The 21,830-nt window shown below is 67.2% G+C and carries 19 protein-coding genes and 1 riboswitch; of the genes, 13 read left to right on the top strand and 6 right to left on the bottom strand.

Annotated features, from left to right (window positions below):
* Positions 1-243: 243 nt before the first annotated feature.
* The 3 genes from MRBLAR12_RS11345 to MRBLAR12_RS11335 are packed head-to-tail and all read left to right on the top strand — an operon-like array spanning position 244 to position 7,074.
* Complete coding sequence (locus MRBLAR12_RS11345; protein ID WP_364746059.1) at positions 244-3,453, top strand: efflux RND transporter permease subunit; 3,210 nt, start codon at positions 244-246, stop codon at positions 3,451-3,453.
* Entirely contained in the window at positions 3,450-3,917 is a 468-nt protein-coding gene (locus MRBLAR12_RS11340) for a hypothetical protein (protein ID WP_229994957.1), read from the top strand. The genes MRBLAR12_RS11345 and MRBLAR12_RS11340 overlap by 4 nt, the downstream gene beginning before the upstream one ends.
* Position 3,918: 1 nt before the next feature.
* Positions 3,919-7,074: an efflux RND transporter permease subunit gene (locus MRBLAR12_RS11335; RefSeq protein WP_364746056.1), complete on the top strand. Its 3,156-nt coding sequence runs from the start codon at positions 3,919-3,921 to the stop codon at positions 7,072-7,074.
* A gap of 36 nt (positions 7,075-7,110) precedes the next feature.
* Here MRBLAR12_RS11335 and MRBLAR12_RS11330 read toward each other — a convergent pair whose 3' ends face one another.
* Complete coding sequence (locus MRBLAR12_RS11330; RefSeq protein WP_364746053.1) at positions 7,111-8,208, bottom strand: serine hydrolase; 1,098 nt, start codon at positions 8,206-8,208, stop codon at positions 7,111-7,113.
* A 217-nt stretch (positions 8,209-8,425) separates the two neighbouring features.
* On the opposite strand from MRBLAR12_RS11330, the gene MRBLAR12_RS11325 reads away from it, so the two are divergent.
* The 5 genes from MRBLAR12_RS11325 to MRBLAR12_RS11305 all read left to right on the top strand — a co-directional run bounded on the left by MRBLAR12_RS11325 (position 8,426) and on the right by MRBLAR12_RS11305 (position 12,314).
* Positions 8,426-8,983 (top strand): dihydrofolate reductase family protein, encoded by a 558-nt coding sequence (locus MRBLAR12_RS11325; RefSeq protein ID WP_229994954.1) that lies wholly within the window; start codon positions 8,426-8,428, stop codon positions 8,981-8,983.
* 113 nt (positions 8,984-9,096) lie between these two features.
* Positions 9,097-9,879: a phosphatase PAP2 family protein gene (locus MRBLAR12_RS11320; protein ID WP_229994953.1), complete on the top strand. Its 783-nt coding sequence runs from the start codon at positions 9,097-9,099 to the stop codon at positions 9,877-9,879.
* A 2-nt stretch (positions 9,880-9,881) separates the two neighbouring features.
* Positions 9,882-10,634: a DedA family protein gene (locus tag MRBLAR12_RS11315; RefSeq protein WP_229994952.1), complete on the top strand. Its 753-nt coding sequence runs from the start codon at positions 9,882-9,884 to the stop codon at positions 10,632-10,634.
* A 5-nt stretch (positions 10,635-10,639) separates the two neighbouring features.
* Positions 10,640-11,317, top strand: a complete 678-nt coding sequence (locus MRBLAR12_RS11310; protein WP_229994951.1) for a response regulator transcription factor — start codon at positions 10,640-10,642, stop codon at positions 11,315-11,317.
* Positions 11,304-12,314 (top strand): sensor histidine kinase, encoded by a 1,011-nt coding sequence (locus MRBLAR12_RS11305; RefSeq protein ID WP_364746048.1) that lies wholly within the window; start codon positions 11,304-11,306, stop codon positions 12,312-12,314. Before MRBLAR12_RS11310 ends, MRBLAR12_RS11305 begins: the two co-directional genes overlap by 14 nt.
* Before the next feature lie 96 nt (positions 12,315-12,410).
* Here the strand turns inward: MRBLAR12_RS11305 and MRBLAR12_RS11300 are convergent, their stop codons facing one another.
* On the bottom strand, positions 12,411-13,076 hold the full coding sequence (locus tag MRBLAR12_RS11300) for a hypothetical protein (RefSeq protein WP_229994949.1): 666 nt from the start codon (positions 13,074-13,076) through the stop codon (positions 12,411-12,413).
* 4 nt (positions 13,077-13,080) lie between these two features.
* Positions 13,081-13,284, bottom strand: a riboswitch (cyclic di-AMP (ydaO/yuaA leader).
* A 170-nt stretch (positions 13,285-13,454) separates the two neighbouring features.
* Here MRBLAR12_RS11300 and MRBLAR12_RS11295 point away from each other — a divergent pair.
* Both MRBLAR12_RS11295 and MRBLAR12_RS11290 read left to right on the top strand, forming a co-directional pair.
* Positions 13,455-13,733: a hypothetical protein gene (locus MRBLAR12_RS11295; RefSeq protein WP_229994948.1), complete on the top strand. Its 279-nt coding sequence runs from the start codon at positions 13,455-13,457 to the stop codon at positions 13,731-13,733.
* On the top strand, positions 13,730-14,944 hold the full coding sequence (locus tag MRBLAR12_RS11290) for a cation:proton antiporter (protein WP_364746043.1): 1,215 nt from the start codon (positions 13,730-13,732) through the stop codon (positions 14,942-14,944). Before MRBLAR12_RS11295 ends, MRBLAR12_RS11290 begins: the two co-directional genes overlap by 4 nt.
* 50 nt (positions 14,945-14,994) lie before the next feature.
* Here the strand turns inward: MRBLAR12_RS11290 and MRBLAR12_RS11285 are convergent, their stop codons facing one another.
* On the bottom strand, positions 14,995-15,705 hold the full coding sequence (locus MRBLAR12_RS11285) for a DNA alkylation repair protein (RefSeq protein WP_229994946.1): 711 nt from the start codon (positions 15,703-15,705) through the stop codon (positions 14,995-14,997).
* Between the two features lie 391 nt (positions 15,706-16,096).
* Here MRBLAR12_RS11285 and MRBLAR12_RS11280 point away from each other — a divergent pair, with 391 nt between their 5' ends.
* Positions 16,097-17,146, top strand: coding sequence for a glycoside hydrolase family 16 protein (locus MRBLAR12_RS11280; RefSeq protein WP_364746040.1), 1,050 nt, complete (start codon positions 16,097-16,099; stop codon positions 17,144-17,146).
* Positions 17,147-17,237: 91 nt separating this feature from the next.
* On the opposite strand, the gene MRBLAR12_RS11275 is transcribed toward MRBLAR12_RS11280, so the two are convergent.
* Positions 17,238-17,891, bottom strand: a complete 654-nt coding sequence (locus tag MRBLAR12_RS11275; RefSeq protein WP_364746037.1) for an aspartate/glutamate racemase family protein — start codon at positions 17,889-17,891, stop codon at positions 17,238-17,240.
* A gap of 320 nt (positions 17,892-18,211) precedes the next feature.
* On the opposite strand from MRBLAR12_RS11275, the gene MRBLAR12_RS11270 reads away from it, so the two are divergent.
* Positions 18,212-18,532, top strand: a complete 321-nt coding sequence (locus tag MRBLAR12_RS11270; protein ID WP_229994943.1) for a hypothetical protein — start codon at positions 18,212-18,214, stop codon at positions 18,530-18,532.
* Between the two features lie 9 nt (positions 18,533-18,541).
* On the opposite strand, the gene MRBLAR12_RS11265 is transcribed toward MRBLAR12_RS11270, so the two are convergent.
* Both MRBLAR12_RS11265 and MRBLAR12_RS11260 read right to left on the bottom strand, forming a co-directional pair.
* Positions 18,542-19,240 (bottom strand): glycoside hydrolase family 16 protein, encoded by a 699-nt coding sequence (locus MRBLAR12_RS11265; protein ID WP_364746034.1) that lies wholly within the window; start codon positions 19,238-19,240, stop codon positions 18,542-18,544.
* Positions 19,241-19,375: 135 nt separating this feature from the next.
* Positions 19,376-20,347, bottom strand: coding sequence for a dienelactone hydrolase family protein (locus tag MRBLAR12_RS11260; protein WP_364746031.1), 972 nt, complete (start codon positions 20,345-20,347; stop codon positions 19,376-19,378).
* A gap of 271 nt (positions 20,348-20,618) precedes the next feature.
* Between MRBLAR12_RS11260 and MRBLAR12_RS11255 the strand changes: the two genes are divergently transcribed.
* Positions 20,619-21,830: DUF222 domain-containing protein (locus MRBLAR12_RS11255; protein WP_414645500.1), on the top strand; the 1,212-nt coding region annotated here is incomplete at its 3' end.

Below are 21,830 nucleotides of genomic sequence, written 5' to 3'. Positions count from 1 at the left end.
GGCTCTTGTCGGCTGGAGGGCGCTAGGCATTGGATTGAGGAGCCGCGCCGTGAGCATCAATCAGGCATTTTGTGAAGCAGGAAAAGCATTCAGCACCCTCTTCCCGGAGATCGGTTCCGCGGCCGGACGGCGCCACCCGCTCCCCCCGCTGGCCGGGCCCGCCGGCCCGGGCCACCGGCGACGCCGACGGGGCCGTAACTCCGCAAGCCCCGGCATCACTGTGAGGCCTGCGGGGTACCGGCCATGATGAGTGCAATCGTGCGCTGGACCCTCCAGTTCCGGCTGCTGGTCCTCGCCGCTGCGGCAGGAATCCTTGCCCTCGGGCTCACCACCCTGCCGAGCATGTCCGTGGACACCTTCCCGGAATTCGCCCCGCCGCAGGTAGAGATCCAGACTGAAGCCCTGGGACTCTCGGCCGCCGAGGTTGAGCAACTCATCACCTCCCCCATGGAGGCCGACCTGCTGAACGGGGTGGCCTGGGTTGAGGCAATCCGGTCCAAATCCGTGCCCGGCCTGTCCTCGATTCAGATGGTCTTCAAGCCGGGGACAGACCTCTTTCGCGCGCGTCAGCTGGTCTCGGAGCGGCTGACCCAGGCGCGCGCACTGCCCAACGTTTCGGCAGCGCCTGTGCTCATGCAGCCGCTGTCCTCGACCAGCCGGGTCATGATGATCCGGCTGACGTCTAAGGCCATGTCGGCCATCGACATGTCCGTCCTGGCCCGCTGGACCATAAAGCCGGGGCTCCTGGCCGTGCCCGGCGTCGCGAACGTGGCGATCTGGGGCCAGCGCGACCAGCAGCTTCAAGTCCTGGTGGATCCTGAGCAGCTCGAGGCCAAGGGCGTCACGCTGGACGAAGTCATCAAGACCACCGGCAACTCAGTGTGGGTGTCGCCCTTGAGCTACCTGGAGGCATCCACGCCTGGCACCGGCGGCTTCTTTGAGACGGGCCACCAACGGATCGGCGTCCAGCATGTCCTGCCGATCACCACGCCGGAGGACTTGGGCCAGGTTCCCCTTCAGGGACCCGGCAATCTCCTGCTCAAGGACGTGGCCACGGTGTCAACCGACCACCAGCCCCTGATCGGCGACGCCCTGCTCAGCAATGAAGCCGAATTGCTGCTGGTGATCGAGAAGTTCCCGGAGACCAACACGATGGACGTGACCCGCGGCGTTGACGAGGTCCTCCGCGAGCTCCAGCCCGGCTTGCCCGGAGTCACGGTTGATACCAGCGTGTACCGCCAGGCCTCCTTTATCGACGAAGAGGTCGGGACGCTCGGTATCGCTGCGCTGATCGCGCTGCTGCTGATCGTTGCCCTGTTTGGCGCCTTCTTCCGTTCCTGGCGCACGGCCCTGATCAGCCTGATCACGATTCCCGTGTCGCTGACCGCTGCAGCGCTGGTGCTCGATCTGCGCGGAACCGGGATGAACACCATGGTCCTGGCCGGCATGGTGCTGGCCGTGGCCGTCATGGTAGGCGACGTTGCGGAAGACCTGAACGGCATAGCGCGGGCACGCAGCGCCGCGGCCAGGGCAGTCCTCGCCTCCGGCGACAGCGGATCGCAGGCCGCCCCGGCACAGGCACAGGCACAGGCACAGGACCAGCAACGACGCGACTCAGTGATCCCGGGGGCCCTGCGGGCAGTCCGCACGCCGATCCTCTACTCGCTGCTGATCATGGCGCTGGCCGTCATGCCTGCGCTCTTTATTGGGGGTGAGAACGGTGCCCTGTTCGGACCACTGGTCCAGAGCTATCTGCTCGCCCTGGTCGTCTCGATGATCGTGGCACTCACGGTCACGGCGGCACTCGCGTTCGTCCTTCCGGTCGGCTCCAAGGCGCCGGAACGCCGTTCCCTGGCGCGGCTGCAAGGCCGGTACGGCCGGACCGTGACGCGCCTGACGCGAAAGACGCGGTGGGTATTCGCCGCCGCGGCGGTGGTCGCGCTGGCCGGACTGGCACTCGCACCCCAGCTGGCCGGGACACGTCCCGTGGTGCCGGTGCTCGCGGACAAGACCCTTGTAGTTCACTGGAGCGCTATAGCCGGCACGTCGGACCAGGAAATGAGCCGGATCACCGAGGCGGCGGCCGTGGAACTGCGCACCGTGCAAGGCGTGGCCAACGTCGGAGGACACGTCGGGCGTGCCATCACCTCGGATCAGGTCGGTGACGTCAGCTCCGGCGAGCTGTGGGTGACCGTGGCCCCCGACGCGTCCTACGCCGACACGGCCGCCGCCGTCGACCGCGTGATCACCGGCTATGCCGGCCTGACCAGCAAGGTCTCCACCTACCCGCAGGAACGCATCGACCAGATCCGGGAAGAAGCGGACAGCGGCTTTGCCGTCCGCGTCTTCGGCCTGGACCCGGCGATTCTGCGGCAGAAGGCCGCGGAGGTGCAGCAGATTCTTGAGCACACGGCCGGTGTGGTCAATCCCCACATCGACCTGCCCGCCGAACAGCCGATCGCCGAGGTCAAAGTGGACCTGGCTGCGGCCCAGAAGGCCGGCGTCGTCCCCGGTGATGTACGGCGGGCGGCTGCCGCACTTTTGCAGGGCATTGAAGTCGGCAACCTCTACGAACAGCAGAAGGTCTTCTCGGTCATCGTGAAGGGGAATGCGGCCACCCGCAGCAGCCTTGACAGCGTCCGCAACCTGATCATTGACACCCCCAACGGCGGCCACGCCCGCCTCGGCGACGTCGCGCAGGTGACCATGGTCGGGAACGAGTCCGTGATCCTGCACGACGACACCTCGCGGCGCATCGATGTGAAGGCCGAGATCCAAGGCCGTCCGCTGGGCGACATCCAGGCAGACATCAACACGGCCCTGCAGCAGATGCAGTTCCCGATTTCCTACCATGCCGAGATCCTCACCCAATACGCCCAGCAGCAAGGCAATTACCAGTGGCTCTGGCTGCTCGCGGCGGTTGCCGCGGCCGGCATCCTGGTGCTGCTGCAGACGGCGACGGGGAGCTGGCGGCTCGCCGCCCCGCTCTTCCTGGGTCTGATCCTGGCATTGTCCGGCGGTGTGCTGGCCGCCCAGGCCACGGGCGGGGTCAACTCGCTGGTGGCCCTGGTCGCCTTCGCCGCAGTGCTGGGAATAGCCGTCCGCGGCGCCCTCCTGCTGACGGGCCAGGTCCGGAGCCTCCGGGCCAGAGACGCTTCGGCGCCCTGGCCTGCGCTGGTGGTCCGCGGAACCAGGGAGAGGCTGGGACCTGTCCTGATGTCGACCGTGATAACAGCCCTGGCGCTGCTGCCCCTGGTCCTTCTGGGCGGCGTCGTAGGTACGGAGATCATTCTTCCGCTCGCCGTGATCATTTGGGGCGGCCTGCTGACAACAACCTTCTTCACCCTGTTTGTTGTGCCCGCCGTGCTGCTTCGGTTCGAGCCGAAGCCAGCACCCAGCGCGCGGACCGGCCAGGGCACCGCTGCATCGACTGAAAGCCAGGATGCGTCATGAACTCCACACTTTCGCCGCGGGGCAACAGGGCCGCGGTGTTCATCGTTGCGGTGTTCGTGACGGTGTTCACGGCGCTCGCCGCCACAGGTTGCGCCCAGGCGCCGGAGGCCGCACCGTCCGAAGGCGAACCGGCGGCGATCGCTGAAGTCCCCGGCACGGACCTTCACCGGCTCACCCTCACCGAGCACGCCATCGAACGGGTCGGGATCGCTACGGCCGTCATTGCCATGAATCCCCAGACCGGGAAGCTCACCGTTCCCTACGGGGCCATACTGTACGACAGCTCGGGCAAGGCGTGGGTCTACACCAACCCTGAGCCCCGGGTCTACGTCCGCCAATCCATCACGGTCCAGCGCATCAACGGCGAGGTTGCCGTCCTGACGGACGGGCCGCCGGCGGGGACCGTGGTGGTCACGACAGGAGCCGAGGAACTTCTCGGCACCGAATTCGATACGGCCGAGTGACATGCGCTGGCTCATCGGGATCAGCCTCCGTTTCAAGACGGTTGTTGTCGCCCTCGCGTGCGCCGTGATGCTGCTCGGTTCCCTGCAGTTGGGCTCCGCGTCCGTGGATGTCTTCCCGGAATTTGCCCCGCCACGCGTGGAAATCCAGACCGCGTGCCTCGGGTTGACCGCCCAGGAAGTCGAAGAGCTCGTCAGCGTGCCGATCGAGGCCGCCGTGAGCGGCATGCCCGGCCTGGACGAGATCCGGTCCAAGTCCGTGCCCCAGCTGTCCTCGATCGTGCTGCTCTTCCATCAGGGCACTGACCTGCTCAACGCCCGCCAGCTCGTATCGGAACGGATGGCCTCGGTGACCGCGGCGCTGCCCACCTGGGCGGCCCCGCCGGTGATGCTCCAGCCGCTGTCGGCGACCAGCCGCGTGATGAAGATCGGCATGACATCCTCGGAGCATTCGCTCATCGAAATGTCCATGCTGTCCTACTGGACCATCCGGGCCCGGCTGCTGCGGGTCCCCGGGGTGGCCAACGTGGCCATCTGGGGCGAGCGGCTCCAGATGCTGCAGGTCCAGGTGGAACCTGACAAGCTCAAGGCCCAGAACGTCTCCCTCAACCAGGTCATGGAAGTCACCGCCGGCGCCCTCGACGCCGGGCTGCTGAAATACTCGCCCGGACGGTTTATCGGAACGGGTGGCTTCATTGACAGCCCGACCCAAAGAATGGGGATCCGCCACGTCCAGCCGATCCAGACGCCCGCGGACCTGGCCCAGGTGACCATCCGGGAAAAGGACGGGGTGGCGCTGCATCTGGGCGATGTTGCCCAGGTTGTGGAGGACCATCAGCCGCTCATCGGTGACGCCGTGATCAACAACGGGCACGGGCTCATGCTGATCGTCGAGAAGCTGCCGTGGGGCAACACACTGGACGTGACCAAGGGCGTGGAGGAAGCCCTCCACGAACTGCAGCCTGGCCTGAGCGGCATCAACTTCGACACCACGATCTTCCGGCCCGCCAGCTTCGTTGAGGAGGCGATCTCCAACCTCAGCATTGCGCTGCTGCTGGGCTGTTTGCTGGTCGTCATGATCCTCGTCGCGTTCCTCTTCCAGTGGCGCACGGCCCTGATCAGCATCGTCGCCATTCCGTTGTCCCTGCTCACCGCCGCACTGGTGCTCTATTTCACGTCCAGTGCGATCAACACGATGGTCCTGGCGGGGCTGGTCATTGCCGTGGGCGTCGTGGTGGATGACGCGATCATCGACGTCGAAAACATCATGCGCCGGCTCCGGCAGCGACGCGCCAAGGGCAGTGACGAAGCTGGCAGTGACGAATCTGCGGCATCGGTGGTCTTGAAAGCCTCCCTGGAGATGCGGAGCCCGATCGTCTACGCGACCCTGATCATTGTGGTCGCCGCCGTGCCGATCTTCTTCCTGGACGGGCTGACCGGGGTCTTCTTCCGGCCGCTGGCCGTCTCCTACACCCTGGCTGTCCTTGCCTCCATGCTCGTGGCGCTGACCGTGACGCCGGCCCTTGCCCTGATTCTGCTGGGCAACGCCAAACTGGAAGAACGCGACGCGCCGCTGGTCCGGGTGCTCAAACGCGGCTATCACGCGGCCTTGTCCAAGACCATGAACCGGCCCCGGTTCGGCTACGCAGGCTTTGGCGTGCTGGCGGTGGTGGGCCTGATCCTCGCTCCCCTGATGGGCTCGTCCCTGTTCCCCACGTTCAAGGAAAGGGACTTCCTGATGCACTGGATCTCGGAACCGGGAACCTCTGCCGCGGAAGAGTTCAGGATCTCCCAGCGCGGCTGTGAGGAATTCCTGAAGGTCCCCGGCGTCCTGAATTGCGGCACGCACATCGGGCAGGCATTCGCCGCGGACGAGATCGTCGGTGTCAACGCCGGCGAACACTGGATCAGCATCGACCGCCACGCCAACTACGACGAGACGGTGGCCGCCGTGGAGGAAGTGGTCAAGGGCTACCCGGGGCTGCACCGTGACGTCCAGACCTATCTGAAGGAGCGGATTGAAGAGGTCATCACCGGCGCCAGCGAGCCCATCCTGGTCCGGGTCTACGGAGACGATCTCAACGTGCTCCGGGAACAGGCGCAACGGGTCAAGGCAATCATGGACTCGATCCAGGGCACCCAGGACCCGCATGTCTCCCTCGAGGTGGAAGTCCCCCAGATCGCGGTCACGGTTAACCTGGCAGCGGCGCAGAAGTACGGCCTCAAACCGGGAGATGTCCGGCGTGCGGCCGCGACGCTCGTGGCAGGCGAGGAAGTCGGCGACGTCTTCCGGGACGGCCGGGCCTACGACGTCCAGGTCTGGAGCACCCCGGCCACCCGCTCGTCCGTCACCAGCATCGAGGACCTGCCCATCGACACGCCGAGCGGCCGGCGGGTACGGCTCGCCGACGTCGCGGACGTGAGCATGCAGGCGACGCCGAACCAGATCGACCGCACGAACGGTTCCCGCCGCGTGGAGGTGGGATCCTTCCTGGCCCAGGGAGCAGACTTGGGAACCGTGGCCAGTGAGCTGAAGTCGCGGCTGGAGAACCTGGATCTGCCGACCGGCTACAGCGTGCAGCTGCTGGGCGAATACACCGAGCGTGAGGCGGCGACGAACCGGCTGATGATCTACTCCGCCGCGGCACTTGTCCTGATTCTTCTGCTGCTTCAGGCGTCCTTCCGGAGCTGGCGGCTGGCGGTCCTGTCGCTGCTGACGCTTCCCGTAGCCCTGGTGGGCGGGGTCATAGCCGCCTATATGACCGGCGGAGTCCTGTCCCTCGGGTCCCTCGTTGGCTTCCTCACCGTGATGGGGATCGCTGCGCGCAATGGCATCCTGCTGATCAACCACTGCCAGCACCTGGAAACCTATGAAGGCGAAACCTTCGGCCGCGCACTGGTGCTGCGCGGGGCGGCGGAGCGGCTGTCGCCGATTCTCATGACCACGCTGGCCACCGGCCTGGCCCTGGTTCCCCTGGTTGTCATGGGCAACATCCCCGGCCATGAAATCGAACACCCCATGGCCGTTGTGATTCTGGGCGGCCTGATCACCTCCACCCTGCTCAATCTGTTCATCGTGCCCTCGTTGTACCTCCGGTTCGCCAAATCCAGGAAGACACACGAGCGGGAACGGGCTGCCGCCGGGCCGGTCACCGTCTGACCGCCGTCAGAACCCCATCCGTCAGAACCCCATCAATCAGAACAACGCGGCGGTCACGGTCCGGGTGAGCTGCTGAATGATCCGGGTCCGGGGACCCATGTCCGAGTAGTTCAGGCCGCGGGTGTACACGACGAACACGAAGGCCCGGCCGTCCTTGTCAAGGACACTGGCATCATGCAGGTTTCCGAACAGCAGCCCGTACTTGTGGTGAATCCCTATCCCCGGCGGGACCGCGGGCGGGATCAGCGTCTCGAAGTTGGTGTTCTGCATGTAGGACAAGAGCTGGGCGGTATTGCGCGTATTGAGCAGCTGTCCCGTGTAGAGCAGCTGGAGGGTCCGGGCCATCTCCGCGGGAGTCAGCAGGTTCACCGTTCGGTCGTACGTGATCCCGATCGAGGCGGCGTAGTCCGTGATGCCCCGCTGACCGACCGCCCGCAGGATCAGGGCCCATGAATCGTTGTTGCTCTGCTGGACCATCTGGCGGATCTGGGCCCCGGCCGTCGAGGCGCCCATCGGTGCTGTCAGCGAGGCGCGCCCGGTCTCCACGAGGTGGTAATACGCCGATGCGGCAAGGATCTTGGCCGTACTGGCGGCAACAAACTTGCCCTGGGCTCCGTAGCCGTGGACCACGCCGTCGGACAGATCAATCAACGACACCCCCAGCGCGTAATTGCTGTTGGCCGCGATGATCGCGTTGATCTGGCTGTCCAGTTCGGGGCTGATGGCCGGGACAGCGACGGCGGGGACTTCTGCGGGCTTCCCTGCGGCCGCCGCTTCGGCGACGGCCGCGGGAACGGGGCCCGCCACGGGTGACGCAGCGGCGGGCAGATCGGATGCCGCAGCTGTCCGGCTGGCGTCGGCGGCTGGCCCTGAGGCCTGGGCGGCCAGCGGCGAGGGTGCGGCGGCGGTGCCCGACGTGGTCGCCGCAGCGGCTGGCGGATCAGCCGGGATCCCTGCCCGGACGCCCGCGTAGACGCCACCGGCAGCCACAAGGGCCAGTGCGACGGCGGCCGCAGTCAGATACTGCGGCCGGATCTTTCCCTCACGCTTGGCGAGGGGCCGCGGCCGGAGCTGGGATCCGCCGTCGGCCCGGTGCGCGCCGGAGCGGTAGTGGCGCGGCGGCGGCTCAGTCATCCGGACCGGCCCCGGGCAATTGTTCGAAATCGTTCGCAGGCATCGTTCTTCCCCCGAAGGTGACTGACCGCGGTGGGGCCATAGAGTCCCTGCATTCTTCCCGCTCGAGGCTCCCCGCGCAAGGGCAAGGCCACCGGACAGGCTCGGTCAGCCACCCAACGCCGGGGCGTACGCTGGAGACAAGCGCGGCGTACTCTGATGAAACCGAGGAGCGGTGATGCGAAAAATCATCATGGTCATGCAAGTGTCCCTCGACGGATTCTTCGAGGGACTGGACCGCGACATCAGCTGGCACATGGTGGACGAAGAGTTGCACCGCCACATGAACGAAAAGCTCGCCCCCATGGGCGCCTTCCTGGAAGGCAGGGTCACATACGAGCTGATGGAAGGGTTTTGGCCGACGGCGGACCAGGACCCCGATGTCAGTCCCGTGATGGCCGATTTCGCCCAAATCTGGCGGAACCTGCCCAAGCTCGTCTACTCCCGGACACTAACAACGGCCGGCCGGAACGCTGCTGTGATTCGGGAGGTCGTGGCGGAAGAAGTCTTGGCACTGAAGTCGCAGCCGGGCGGAGACATGGCCCTCGGCGGGGCGGAACTCGCCGACACTTTCCGGCGGCTCGGGCTGATCGACGAATACTGGGTGTACGTCCATCCGGTACTGATCGGACGCGGACGACCCATGTTCAAGGACGCCGACAGCAGAGCCCAGCTCCGGCTGTTGGAGACGCACACCTTTGGCAACGGGGTGGCGCTGCTCCGCTACGCCGCGTAGCCGGCGCTGTGGCACGCCCCCGCGGCACTTTCTTAAGCGTTTCTTAAACGCCTGGCGGAAGTGTGGGAGTCGGCGCCTTTTCGGGCGCCCGTTGTCCCGAGCCGGAGGATCCCATGACTGGACCCGTCCCTGTCAAAAGCGTTGAACACGATGCAGCACAGCGCCGCACTGCTGCCGTCCGTCCTGTCGCAGGGCTGCGGCTGTGGGTCCTCCCCCAGGTCCGCCACTGGGTGTTGCTGGGCGTCCTGCTGTCCGCCGCCGTCGTGGCACTGGGCCTGGCGGCGCAGCTGACGCCGGGCTTTAGCGCCGCCGAGCTTGGTGTCGACCAGGACCTCAGCCAGCATCACGCCGCCGCCCTGACCGCCGTCGCGATGGCACTCAACGTCGTGTTTGGACCGGTGGCGGGTCTCGCTCTGATCGGCGCCGCAGCACTCTACATCTGGCTGTTCCGGGGCGGACTGGTCAAGGCCGTGGCCTTCGGCCTCGTGGCTTCGTCCGGGTGGGTGGCGAGTGAATTCTTCAAGATCGTCGTGGCCCGGCAGCGGCCCAGCCCCGCCCTGCTGTTCGATCCCCTGGCTCCGGAAACCGGCTCCAACAGTTTCCCGAGCGGCCACGTGTCCTTTGCGGTGGCACTCGGATTCGCCGTGTACTTCCTGGCCCGCGGAACCCGCTGGGCCAAGGTCACCGCCGTTGGGGCGGCGGCAATGGCGCTCGTCGTTGCCTGGTCGCGGCTGTATATCGGCGTCCACTACCCCACGGATGTCGCGGCTTCGTTCCTGGCCGCGAGCGCAGCGGTGGTCATGCTTGCGGGGTTGTGGAACGTGGTTGCGCCGCGGATGGCCGGCCGGCTTCGTGCCCCGTCCGTCACCCGGTCACTGGGTCCTGAGAGGAATTGAGAATGCACGCCTTGGACGTTTTTTCCTTACTTCCGGCAACAGACAGGGTCGTTCAGGCCGCCGCTGCCGCAGGTACACCCTCACTGCTGGACCCGGCAAGCCTGCTCGCCGGGCTGGGTCCGACCGCTTTGGGCGTCATCGCGCTCATGGTTTTCATTGAATCGGGCGTGCTCTTTCCTTTCCTGCCCGGGGACTCGCTGCTGTTCACCGCAGGCCTTCTGCACCAACAGCTGCAACTGTCGCTGCCGGTGCTGATCGGTGTCGTCACCGCGGCTGCCGTCGCCGGGGACCAGGTCGGCTACATGCTGGGACGGAAATTCGGCCGGCGATGGTTCAAGGACGATGCCCGGATCCTGAAGACAGCGCACCTGACCACTACGGAGGACTTCTTCCGCCGCCACGGCGGGGCCGCCGTCGTGCTGGCCCGCTTCGTCCCGATGGTCAGGACGTTTGCTCCCCTTACCGCCGGGATCGCGCGGTATGAGTACAAGTACTTCACTCTCTGGAATATCACCGGGGCGGCGGCGTGGGCCGTTTCCGTGACGATGCTTGGCACCTGGTTGGGACACTTTGACATCGTCGCCAAGAACATTGACGTCATTGCCGTGGCCATGGTCCTCATCTCCGTGGTGCCTTGGGCGGTGCAGCTCCTCAAGCGCCGCCGCAACAGCCGCACCGCAGCCGCACCGGCCGGCGACACGCCCGCGGGAACCGAGGACGGACTGCGGACTGAGGAAATGGCCGCGGAAGAATAGCTGACATGACTACCGCTGACCGCCCCTCCCTGCTGCTCGTCGAGGACGACGCCGTTCTGGGACCGCTCATCGCCGAGCTCCTGGACCCGGATTACCGGGTCCAGTTGGTCACCAACGGCCGTGATGGCCTCCACCACGGACTGACCGGGGCCTGGGACGTCATGGTGATCGACCGCGGGCTGCCTGTCATGGACGGTATCGCCCTCATCGCGGCTTTACGGTCGAAAGGCATTGCCACGCCCATCCTGATCCTGACCGCGCTGGGCGATGCCGACGAAAAGATCAGGGGTCTGGACGCCGGAGCCAACGATTACGTGACCAAGCCGTTCGACGCCGGCGAACTGGCGGCACGCCTGCGCGCACTGACGCGCACCTTCCCTTCCCCGGCCCCGGCGCCGGTGGCGATCGGGGACTGGGAACTGGATCCGACGCAGCGTTCCGTCCGGTCCGTCTACGGGCACACGGTGTCGCTGACCGCGAAAGAAGGCCAATTGCTCGCAGCCCTGGCCGCGGAACCCGGCCGTGTCTTCACCCGGGACGAACTCCTCGCGGCGTACTTCCACGCCTCGGACCAGCCCGGCGTGATCGATACCTATGTTCATCACCTGCGCCGGAAGATCTCCAAGGCCGTCATCCGCACGGTGCACGGCCTCGGTTACCAGATCGGCGATGCCCATGAGTAACGGCGGGACCGCAGGAAATCCGGACCACTCCATTCTGCGCAAGGCCTCGCTCAAGGTCGCGCTGCGGATCAGCGCCGCGTGCGCGGTAATGGTTCTCGGGCTGCTCGCTGCCACGGCGCTGTACCTCATGAATCAACTCGCCCATCCAGAAGTGCCGGGCTCGGCGGCGGCCGGGACGGCCTACGCGTACCTGGACTCCAAAGATGTCCTCGAAGCCATGGTCATCGCCGGGGTGGCGGGAATCTTGCTGGCCGGCATCGTCGGGTGGCTCAGCGCGCGCAGCGCCATCCGTCCCCTCGGTGATGCCTTGGCCAGGCAGCGGCGCTTCGTCCAGGACGCGAGCCACGAACTGCGCACGCCCTTGACCATCCTGGACACCAGGATCCAGCTTGCCCAGCGCAATACCGTGCCCGGCTCCAGGCAAGGCCACGACCTGGCCCGGATCCGGGAGGACGCAGCAACGCTGACCGGGATTGTCAACGAACTGCTCCTCGCGGCAACAGCGGAAGTCCCGGACCGCTCCGCACCGCCTGCCGACCTTGCCGACACCGCCGCCAGCGTCGCCGGGAGCCTCCAGCTGGTGGCAGAGCAGCGCAAGGTGGCCGTGGACTTCGTAGCCGATGCCCGGCCGCTGGCCCGGATCGAGAATAATGCGCTGCGCCGTGCCGTGCTTGCCCTGGCGGACAACGCCCTCGCCCACACGCCCCCGGGCGGCCGGGTGTCCATCACGACCTCGATCGAGCAGAACCGCGCCGTGATCACGGTGGCGGACACGGGGACCGGAATCACCGGCGTCGATCAGACCCGGATCTTTGACCGCTTCGTACGGACCGCCAGCACAGGCAGTGCACACGGACAGCGAAGCTTTGGCATCGGTCTGGCCTTGGTCAGGGAGATCGCCGTCGCTGCGGGCGGCGCCGTTGAGGTGGCCGCGACAGGTGCCGAGGGGACGGTCATGAAGTTGACGCTTCCACTGGCCGGGCGGGGGAATCCCTGAGAACTATATGTACAGGAAAGACCGGCGATCGATTGCCCCCAAGGGAATCGATCACCGGTCTTTCCGGACTTTCCGGCCCGGAAGAGGCAGCGCGGCTTAGGCGCGGACGAAGGTGACGCCGCCGGTCGCCGTGAGCCATGACAGCGGGTGGACCATCGTCTGGTTCTTTCCGTTCATGCCGCCACTGACCACCTGGCCGTTGCCGGCGTAGATGGCAACGTGGCCGGACTGGACCACCATGTCGCCGGGCTGCGGGGTGCCCACAACGGTTCCGAGGCCAAGGAACGCCCGGGGACCAATGTTGCCAACCGGCTTGCCTGCCGCGCCAAGGGCCTTTTCGACCATGGCGGTGCAGTCCTGGGTGATGCCCACCTGGCTGTAAGCGGCCGAGAGCATGATGGCGTTGCGTCCGCCGGCAGCGGGCGCCGCGGCCGGCGCGGCCGCCGGAGCGGCCTGCACCTGCACGGTTGCCTTCGGTGCTGCTGCAGGCGCAGCGGCGGGAGCCGGCGCCGCGGCAACGGGCTGTTCGATGACCGGCGCTGCGACGGTAGCTACCGCGGGGCGGTCAAAGCTGATCTTGACGCTTGAGTCGGCGTTCACGGGGGCGCTGACCAGTCCCGTGACGTCCACGTTGGACGCCGGAGCGGAGTCCCGCTGAGCAGGTGCTGCGGCTGCGTTGGCTGCCATTCCGCTGGTGAGGACCAGGCCGGATGCGGCGGCGAGGACGGCCGTATGGCGCACAAAAGTACTGATTGAAGACATGAATGTAGCCTCTCCCAATGCCTGCGAGGTGAGCTGTCGGATTCGGATGGGAGGCACCCGGCCGCACTCCCGGGCCCGTCGTTGCGGGCACTGTGCGGCTTCACCCCAAGGCCTGCGAAATCAGCAGGCCAAAAGTGGTTTCCCCGTCTCTGCCGGTCGTTGATGCGAGTTACCCCCGGGCCGCGGCAGAGTTAGGCAATCGGCTGGGGAGCGCCCGTATCGGAGACAACAGGCACTCATCCACCGTAACGCGATCCGCATGCAAAAGTCACATTCAGGTAACGGCGGCCACAGAACGGTCCGGCAATTGCCCATGGGGCGGCGCCGCATCCGAACGTAGGATGATGCCATCAGCACACGCCGAAGCGGAGGCCCGAAATGAACAGCCACTGTGTCGCCATCTGCCAGTTGAGCAATCAGCCACAGGAGGATTTCGACGTCAACACCGAGCTGCTGATCCTGGACGGCCGGGACGTCCACGTGACCACCTGGGACGCGGAACCGCGCGACGGAGGTTTCGACGAGCACGTCCTGAATGACCGGGTGGACGCACTTGGGTACATGGTTGTCAATGACTGGGCGTTCCTGGACGGGAAAGCCTACGCCGTGGTGGAGCGGCGGTCGGGCCCTGGGCCCGCCCGCAGCGGCGAGCCGTGACATTCCTGTCCCTGGCGCTGATCGCCGTCGTCGCCCTGGCCGGACCCCTGCTGGCGCTGCCGGCGCGCTGGCGGTTGCCGGTGATGCTGGGCGAACTGTTGGCCGGCATCGCGATCGGACGCTCAGGCCTGGCCCTGGTTGATCCTGCGGACCCGACGTTTATCCTGCTGGCCAACATCGGGTTCGCGCTGATGATGTTTGTGGCCGGAACCCATGTTCCCGTGAGGGATCCGCAGATCCGCTCCGCCCTCGGCAATGGCTCCCGCCGGGCTATTGCGGCCGCGGCGGCAGCGGTGGCGGTCGGAACCGGGATCGGTCTGCTCTTCGGGACTGGACATGCTCCCCTCTACGCAGTGCTGCTGGCGTCCTCGTCGGCCGCCCTGGTCCTTCCGATCATCGATTCGCTGCGCCTCGGCGGACCCGATGTCGTCGCCATGACCGCGCAGGTGGCCATCGCCGACATAGCCTGCATTGTGGCGTTGCCGCTCCTCGTGGATCCGCCCAACGCAGGCCGCGCGGCGCTGGGCGTGCTTACGGTGACCGGCTGCGCGGTGGTGCTCTATTTCGTCTTGCGCTGGCTGGAGCGCAGGGGAATCCGCGCTCGCGTGCACCAACTCTCGGAAAGCCGCAAGTTTGCCCTGGAGCTGAGGAGCCAGCTGGCCGTTCTCTTCGCCCTGGCCGCAGTCGCGACATGGAGCAATGTGTCCGTGATGTTGGCAGGCTTTTCCTTCGGCCTGGTGGTGGCCGCCGTCGGCGAACCGCGGCGGCTGGCCCGGCAACTGTTCGCCCTCAGCGACGGTTTCCTTAGTCCGGTGTTCTTCGTCTGGCTGGGTGCATCGCTGACGCTCAAGGACCTGGCCGGACATCCGGAGATGATTGCCCTCGGCGTGGTCCTGGGAGTAGGGACCCTGCTGACGCACGCCGGCCTGGCGTTCCTGGGTCTCCCGCTGCCCCTCGGGGTGTTGTCGGCGGCCCAACTTGGCGTGCCGGTTGCGGCGGCGAGCATCGGCACACAGCTTCAGGTCCTGCTCCCGGGCGAGGCAGCGGCCCTGCTGGTCGGCGCTCTAGTCACCATAGCCGCGAGCGCCGTCGCCGGGTCACGGGCGGCGAGGGCTTTCGCGCTGCCTGCAAATGCCGACGGCAGATCCGGCGATGCCGGCAGCGCCGTCGGACAGGGCGATCCGGGCGGTCCCGGAGATCCGAAAGTCTGAAAGTCCGCAGCTCTGAACGCGGGCCGGGCCCGCGGGGAACGGTCGGATGGTCACTCTCCAACGGACGTGAATTGCAGCTCCGGCCTCGTCTTTGCCATCTCGGCCAGGACCCGGGAAACCGCGTCCCGGTCCGCAGCGCCGTCGGCGTCGGCGTCGAACGTCCCGCGAGCCTCGCCGAGCACCGCATTCGCGTGCCGGACAAATCTGTCCCAGTCCCCCGCGCCCGCGCGCAGCGCCAGCAGCGGCGAAAGCAGCGCGGCCCGGCGCAGCCAGGCATCGGGCTCGCGCACCCACCGGTCCAGCACGCTGTCAGCCCGCACCCTGGCCATCATGTCGAGCCCGCCCACCAAGGGCCCGACGACGTCGACGGCGAGCGGATCCACGAGGTCCCGCACCTGCGCCTCCCGGATGAAGCCCTCCAGCCGGGTGAGGTCGGAGTTGGTCAGCAGCTTCACATTGGCCTGCAGCAGGACCACTGCGGCCAGCCGGCGCTCGAAAACCGGTGCCGCCCCCAGTTCCGAGCCCCACAATTCGGAGCCCCACAGTTCGGAGCTCAGCGCGGTGACCTGATCGTGGGACAGCCCTGGATAGCGGCGGCCGGCATCCCGGACCGTCCCGCGCACGGCACCCACGGAGGTGCCGTAGAACCGGAGGCCTCTGCCTCCTGGCTCCATTTCCAGCCGCGACTGCAGCTCGTCCGCACGGCGCCAGGAACCTTCCCGCTGCAGCGAGAGGTCGATGAACTCGCCAGCATCACTCACCCGACCATTCTTTCGTGTGGGCGCAGGGGAATGCCGTGAACACGTCCGGAGAGGTTTGCGGGTCAAGGTAACGGTCCGGTAACGTGGGCCACTGGCCGTGAAGGCCTGGCCCGAATGCAGGGCCCCGGACCGCCCCTTTTAGGGCCCGGTTGCGCCGTTCGGCGTCTGCTCGCCCATGCTCTTGCAGCAGGGCCGGATGAAGCTTCCCGCACTCGCCGCCGCCTTGGCAGCGACGGTTGTGTGTGCCAGTCACAAAGCCCGGAGGGGTCCGTTGTTCCAGAAAACGCCGTTCAAGAAATCACCGCTCAGCAAATCACGGTTCAGTCAAGCACAGCCGAAGACACCAGGCTTCAAGACACCACAGCTCCACAAACTAGCGATTGCGCTGAGCTTGGGCGCACTGTCGCTGGCCGGGTGCAGCGTCGCCCCCACCACCGGCGCCGGGGCCCCATCCCCAACCACCCAGGCCTCGGGTTCTGCCGCGGCCTTCACGTCGTCGGCGGCCACCAAGGCCTCGCGTCCTGCCGCGGCTTCCACGTCCTCGGCGCCCGCAGCGCCTGAGTCGGCGGCGCCGTCTGCTCCCAAACCCGTCGGCGGTCCCGCCGCTGCAATAGCGGATCCCGGAGTCGACGCGGCACCGGCTGCCGCCGCTCCCGCCGCCACACCGATCGCTCCGGAAACGGCGGGCGGCGCACAAGCGGCAGCCGCTACGGGGTCGACGCCGGCCGCGCCCGCTGCAGCGCCTGCCGCGGCGCCCGTTGCGGCCCAGGCCGCAGTCGCCGCGACCGGCGACGGTTCGCAAGCCGCCACCGCCCGGGGCTGGGGTGCGGTTGTTGCCGGCGACGAGTTCTCCAAGGCCGGCGCCCCCGACTCCACTAAGTGGAGCGTCTTCAAGGGAACCGGACATGCCGGCAAGGGCGTGCGGAGCCCGCAGGCGTGGTCGGTCGCGAACGGCGTGGCCACGGTCAGCGGCAACTCGGCCGGCACCACAGGCGGCATGTCGGCCAAATTTGCGCAGCAGAAATACGGCAAGTGGGAGACGCGCATGAGGACCAGCGCCAGGGACCCGAAGTACCACCCCGTGCTGATCCTGTGGCCCAACAACAACACCTCCCCCAACTGCGCCGAGATCGACTACGCCGAGGGCAGCAGCAACACCAGCCAGATCAAGTTCTTCCTGCACTACGCCTGCGGCGGGTCGAACTTCCAGACCACGGCCGCCAAGACGGTCGACACCACCCAGTGGCACAACTACGCCGTGGAGTGGACTCCGGCCGGCATCAAGGGATACATCGACGGAGTGAAGACCTTCTCCGACACGAACCCCGCGCACCTGCCCTCCGTGGGCATGCATCAGACGTTGCAGCTGGACTGGTTCCCTGACGGATCGGCCACCAAGCCTTCACAGATGCAGGTCGACTGGGTCCGCGTCTACAAGTAGGACCGGCTCAGCACGCGACAGCCCCGCGCCCAATCAGGTTGCGGGGCTGTCTTGTCGCTGGCCCATGGCGCGCCGCCACCGGCCGTGGGACTCAAACCTGCTGAAGTTCCCGGGCGACCACCGCTGAGACGAGCATGGAGCCGGCCGCCGTCACGGCGTCGATGACCGGGACCCCGAGCCGGCGGCGGAGCACGTCCGCCATGCCGATGCTGCTCAGGCCGGTGCTGGCCTGGACGATCACGTCGGCGCCGGCATCAACCAGCATGTGGGCCGCTGCGAGGGCGTCGAAGATACCGGCAGGCATGAGGAACGCGTCGGGCGTTTCGACGCGCCCCTCGCCATCAATGAGCAGCATGCGTTCGCCCAGTGCGTCCGCGATCGGGCCCGGTACATGGGCACCGAGTCCCAGGACTCCAATCCGTCCGCCAAAGGTCAGAGCAGCAGCTGCGGCTGCGGAGCCCGCCCCGATGACCGGGATGTCCACGGCCGCCCGGGTGGCGGCCAGCCCGGGGTCGGACGCGCAGCTGATAATCAGCGCGTCGGCGTCCCCTGCCATTTCCCGGGCCAGCTGGACTACCTTGGGTGCCGCAGACTCGAGCGACACCTGGTCGTAGACGCCGGACGGCTGGTCCGGAATACAGCGGGAGGTCACGGAAAACCCGAAAGCCTCCTGCAGGAGTTTCCCGTGGGCGTGGAGCAGGCGTCGGTCCGACGTCGTCATCACCCGGATCAGTCCAACACGCATGGCGTACTACCTTTCGAACGGGATCCTTGGTGCGAGGCTACCCGGCGAGTATTTCCATGTCTTTTCGGGCAGGTGACCAACACAAGCCCTGCCGCGGAATCATGCCGTGGCGCTGGCAGCCGTACACATTCTGAAGGCTGCGACACCGTAACTTGCGCATCACCTTGGCGAAAACTTCGCTCCCGTTAAGCTTGGCGGCCCGGCGCCGTTATATGGTGTGTCACGGTGGGCCGTCTTCGATCCGGGTAACTTACCCGGGTTGGGGGGAAGGCGGCAGGCCGGTTCCGGGCTCAGCCGGAACGATGATCAAAGGAATAGCCATGTCGGTGGAGCCCTCGTCCACTCCAGGACGCCCCGAAGTACAGGATCCCTATGACCTGGTGTCCGGTGCGGAATATGCCGCATCTGCCGCTGGAATCCGACATCAGGCGGTCAGGATCATTGACGCCGTCCTCGCCGACACCGCCCCGGAACACGACCGCGCCCGGGAGTTGCTCCGCCAGCAGATTGCTGCGCATCCCGGAGACCCTGAACGTGCCCTGATGGAACACCTGATGGCGTTGAAAGCTTTAGGCGTGCCCTATGAGGGGATGCCGGAAGCTGGCGGCCCGGTCCAGCCCGAGTTTGCCGCGGGCGAGTAAGCGCAACGCTTAGTTGTAGACCCGGATCCAGTCGACCTGCATCTGGCTGGGTTTGGTTGGAGTCCCGTTGGGAAACCAGTCGAGCTGCACTGTTTGGTGCATCCCTACCGTAGGCTGATGCGCCGGGTTCATGTCCGCAAACCATAGTGACCCATCGAGGTATCCGGTGATCCCGGCCGGGGTCCACTCCACTGCATAGTTGTGCCACTGGGTCGTGTCGATAGCCCGCGAGGCCCGGCTCTGGAAGTCTGGTCCGCTGCAGGCGTGGTGCAGGTTGAACCCAATCAGGGTGGTATCCCAAGTGCCTTCCGCATAGTCAATCTCGGCACAGGTGGGCGATTTGTTATGGTTCGGCCACAGGAGTATGACCGGGTGATATTGCATATCCCGCGCACTCGTTTTCATCCGGGCTTCCCAGCGGCCGTACTGCTGATGGGCAAACCTGGCGGACATGCCGCCCGTGGTGCCCGCCGCGTCGCCGCTGACGGTCACGACGCCGCCGGCCACAGCAAACGCATTCGGACTTCGGATCCCCTTGCCCGCGTGCCCCGGGCCGTTATAGACCTTCCATTTCGCGCGGTCAGGCGGTCCGGCGTAACTGAACTCATCCCCTGCCACCACTGGTCCCCAGCCACGGACGACGGCGGCTTGGGTTCCGTCGGAGACGGCGGCTTGGGTCACGCCGGACAGGGCGGCTGCCCGGTCCATGGGGCCTGCCCGGTCCAGGCCGGGCGCGGCGCCACACCCGGTGAGGGCCAAGACGCCTGCCGCGGTCAGGGCCGCAGCCGTGCGCATTGCGAACATCGCGCCTCCCTCCGGTCCGGACATGTCCCGGCCACGGCCTCACACATATTTGCCGAACCAGGCGAGCGTGTCGTTCCACGCCGCCGTCGCCTGCTCCTGGTTGTAGCGCGGCCCCGTGTCATTGTGGAAGGCGTGGTCCACGCCGGGATAGACCTTGAGCTCGTGCCGGACGTCTGTTTTGCCCAGCGCATCCTGGAAGGCCGGCATAGCGCCGGTGATCCGCTGGTCCATTTCGGCGTAGACACCGAAGACGGCGGCCTTGATGGCCGTGAGTTTGTCAAGATCAGGTGCTGGTCCATAAAACGCTGAGGTCGCCAACAGGTCCGGGATCGCCGTCGCCGCCTGCCAGGTGATGCCGCCGCCAAAGCAGAATCCGTTCATGGCGATCCGCCCCTTGTCAACGAAGTCCTGGGCGTTCAGGTAGTCAAAGCCGGCCGTGAAGTCGGAAACGTGACGCTGGGCCCCGGCCTGGGTCAGGGCTCCCGGGACGGCGTCGGGGTCCATACCCGCGGTACCGCCTTCCCGGCTCAGCAGGTCCAGGGCCAGTGCCGCGTACCCGGCTTTGGCGAAGCGGCGTGCCACGTCCTGGATATGGGGTGTCAGCCCGCGGTTCTCGTGGCAGATCAGCACGGCCGGCCCGGCGGTGCCGTTTTCGGGCCGGGCGAGATAGCCACTGATGTCTGTGCCGCCCGCAGCGAACTGCACGGTCGACGTCGTGAGTCCGGGCGCCCCCTCCGGGACGGAGAGCGGGCTCTTGGCCCCCGGCACGGCGCCCGCGGATGCGGAACCGGGCCCCGGCGAGGACGATGTCGGTGTCGGCATGGGGTCCGTGCTGCGGGGAACCTCTTCGGGCGTGCAGCCAACCAGGAGCATCGCTGCCGAGGCCGCGGCCATGCTGCCCATCATGAACGCCACCCGGCGCGTGAAGGTGCGCTGGCTCATGGCGCCGGAGCGGTAATCGTCGAAGAATTCTTCAATCAGGTACTTCTCGAACTTGCCAAGCTGGGTCATGGCGGCCTCCTCCAGTGTGCCGATCATCCTCCTCCGAAGTCGGATTTGAGGCAAGGCTCCTTCAAGGGGCCCATTAGCGGGCCGGCCACTTCACGACGACGACGCCGCGGCGCTGCGCTGGCTCGCTAGCGGCAGCGTCGCCTCATGTTGGCTCACTGGGCCCTGGTCTTTCCGGAGGCGGAGGCGGGCTTTGATCAGCTATCTCCGCCTTTGTGGTCCGACCAGGAGTGAACCAATCTAAATTGTCGTAGGTCGCGGGGAGACTGGAACTATGGACGGCAATAAGGGGCCCGAAGTGGTTCCGGCAGGACACGACGACGCCGGCTTCGGCCGCGCCGGGCGCGATGCGGCCTCAGGGCCGGACACCGCGCCGGCGGCCGTCGAGGACCTGGTCCGCATCATGTCCGCGATCCGCCCGGCCACGGACTGTGCCGGCATCATTGACCGGATCCGGGAACTGGAAGATGAGAAGTGCGCCGCGTCCGCGGAGCAGGCACGCCTCGCCGTGGCCTTCGACCTGCTCCAGCGCCGCGCCCAGGCCAGCCAAGGCGTGCCCGCGGAGCAGCTCGGTGCCGGGATTGGCGCGCAGATCGCCCTCGCCCGGCGCGAATCCCCCGCCAAGGGCGGCCGGCTCCTGGGCCTGGCCAAAGCCCTGGTCACCGAGATGCCGCACACCCTCGCCGCCCTGCAGACCGGACAGCTCAACGAATGGCGCGCCACCCTCCTCGTGCGCGAAACCGCCTGCCTGACCGCCGCGGACCGGGCTGTAGTCGACGCGGACCTCGCCGCGGACACGGGCACCCTCGCCGGCGTGGGTGACCGGCGGCTGGTGGCCGCCGCCCGTGCCGCCGCGTACCGGCTGGATGCGCGCACCGTCACCGAACGCGCCGCGCACGCCGCCACCGAGCGGCACGTCAGCCTCCGGCCCGCCCCGGACACCATGTGCCATCTCACCGCCCTGCTCCCGGTCACCGCCGGCGTCGCCGTCTACACCGCCCTGACCCGGCACGCCGACGCCCTCAGGAACAGCGGGGACCCGCGGGGCCGGGGGCAGCTGATGGCCGACACCCTCGTCGAACGCAGCACCGGCACCCCCGGCGGGATCACCGGGGTCGAAATCCAGCTCGTCATGACCGACCGCACGCTCTTCCAGGCCGACGCCGAACCGGCCCGGCTCCCGGGCTACGGCACCGTCCCGGCCGGCTGGGCCCGCACACTGATCAACGGCACAGCGGCCACAGAATCCGCCGGATCCCCTAAACCCGATGGCTCGGCAGGCAGTTCCCCGGAACCCGGCGGCGGCGCGGCCCAGAGCACGGACACGGAGACAGGACATGGCATCGGGGTCGGGCCCGCCCCCGGCACGAACCCCGGCGGCATAGCCGACGGTTCCCCGGGACCCGGCAGCCCCCCAATATCCGGTGGCACGGACGGGGCTGCCGATGACACCGCGTTCGGCGTGTGGATCCGCCGGCTCTACACC

Source organism: Arthrobacter sp. LAR12-1-1.1 (genome assembly GCF_040676555.1).
Lineage (GTDB): Bacteria > Actinomycetota > Actinomycetes > Actinomycetales > Micrococcaceae > Arthrobacter.
This window is presented reverse-complemented; position numbering and strand designations above follow the sequence as displayed.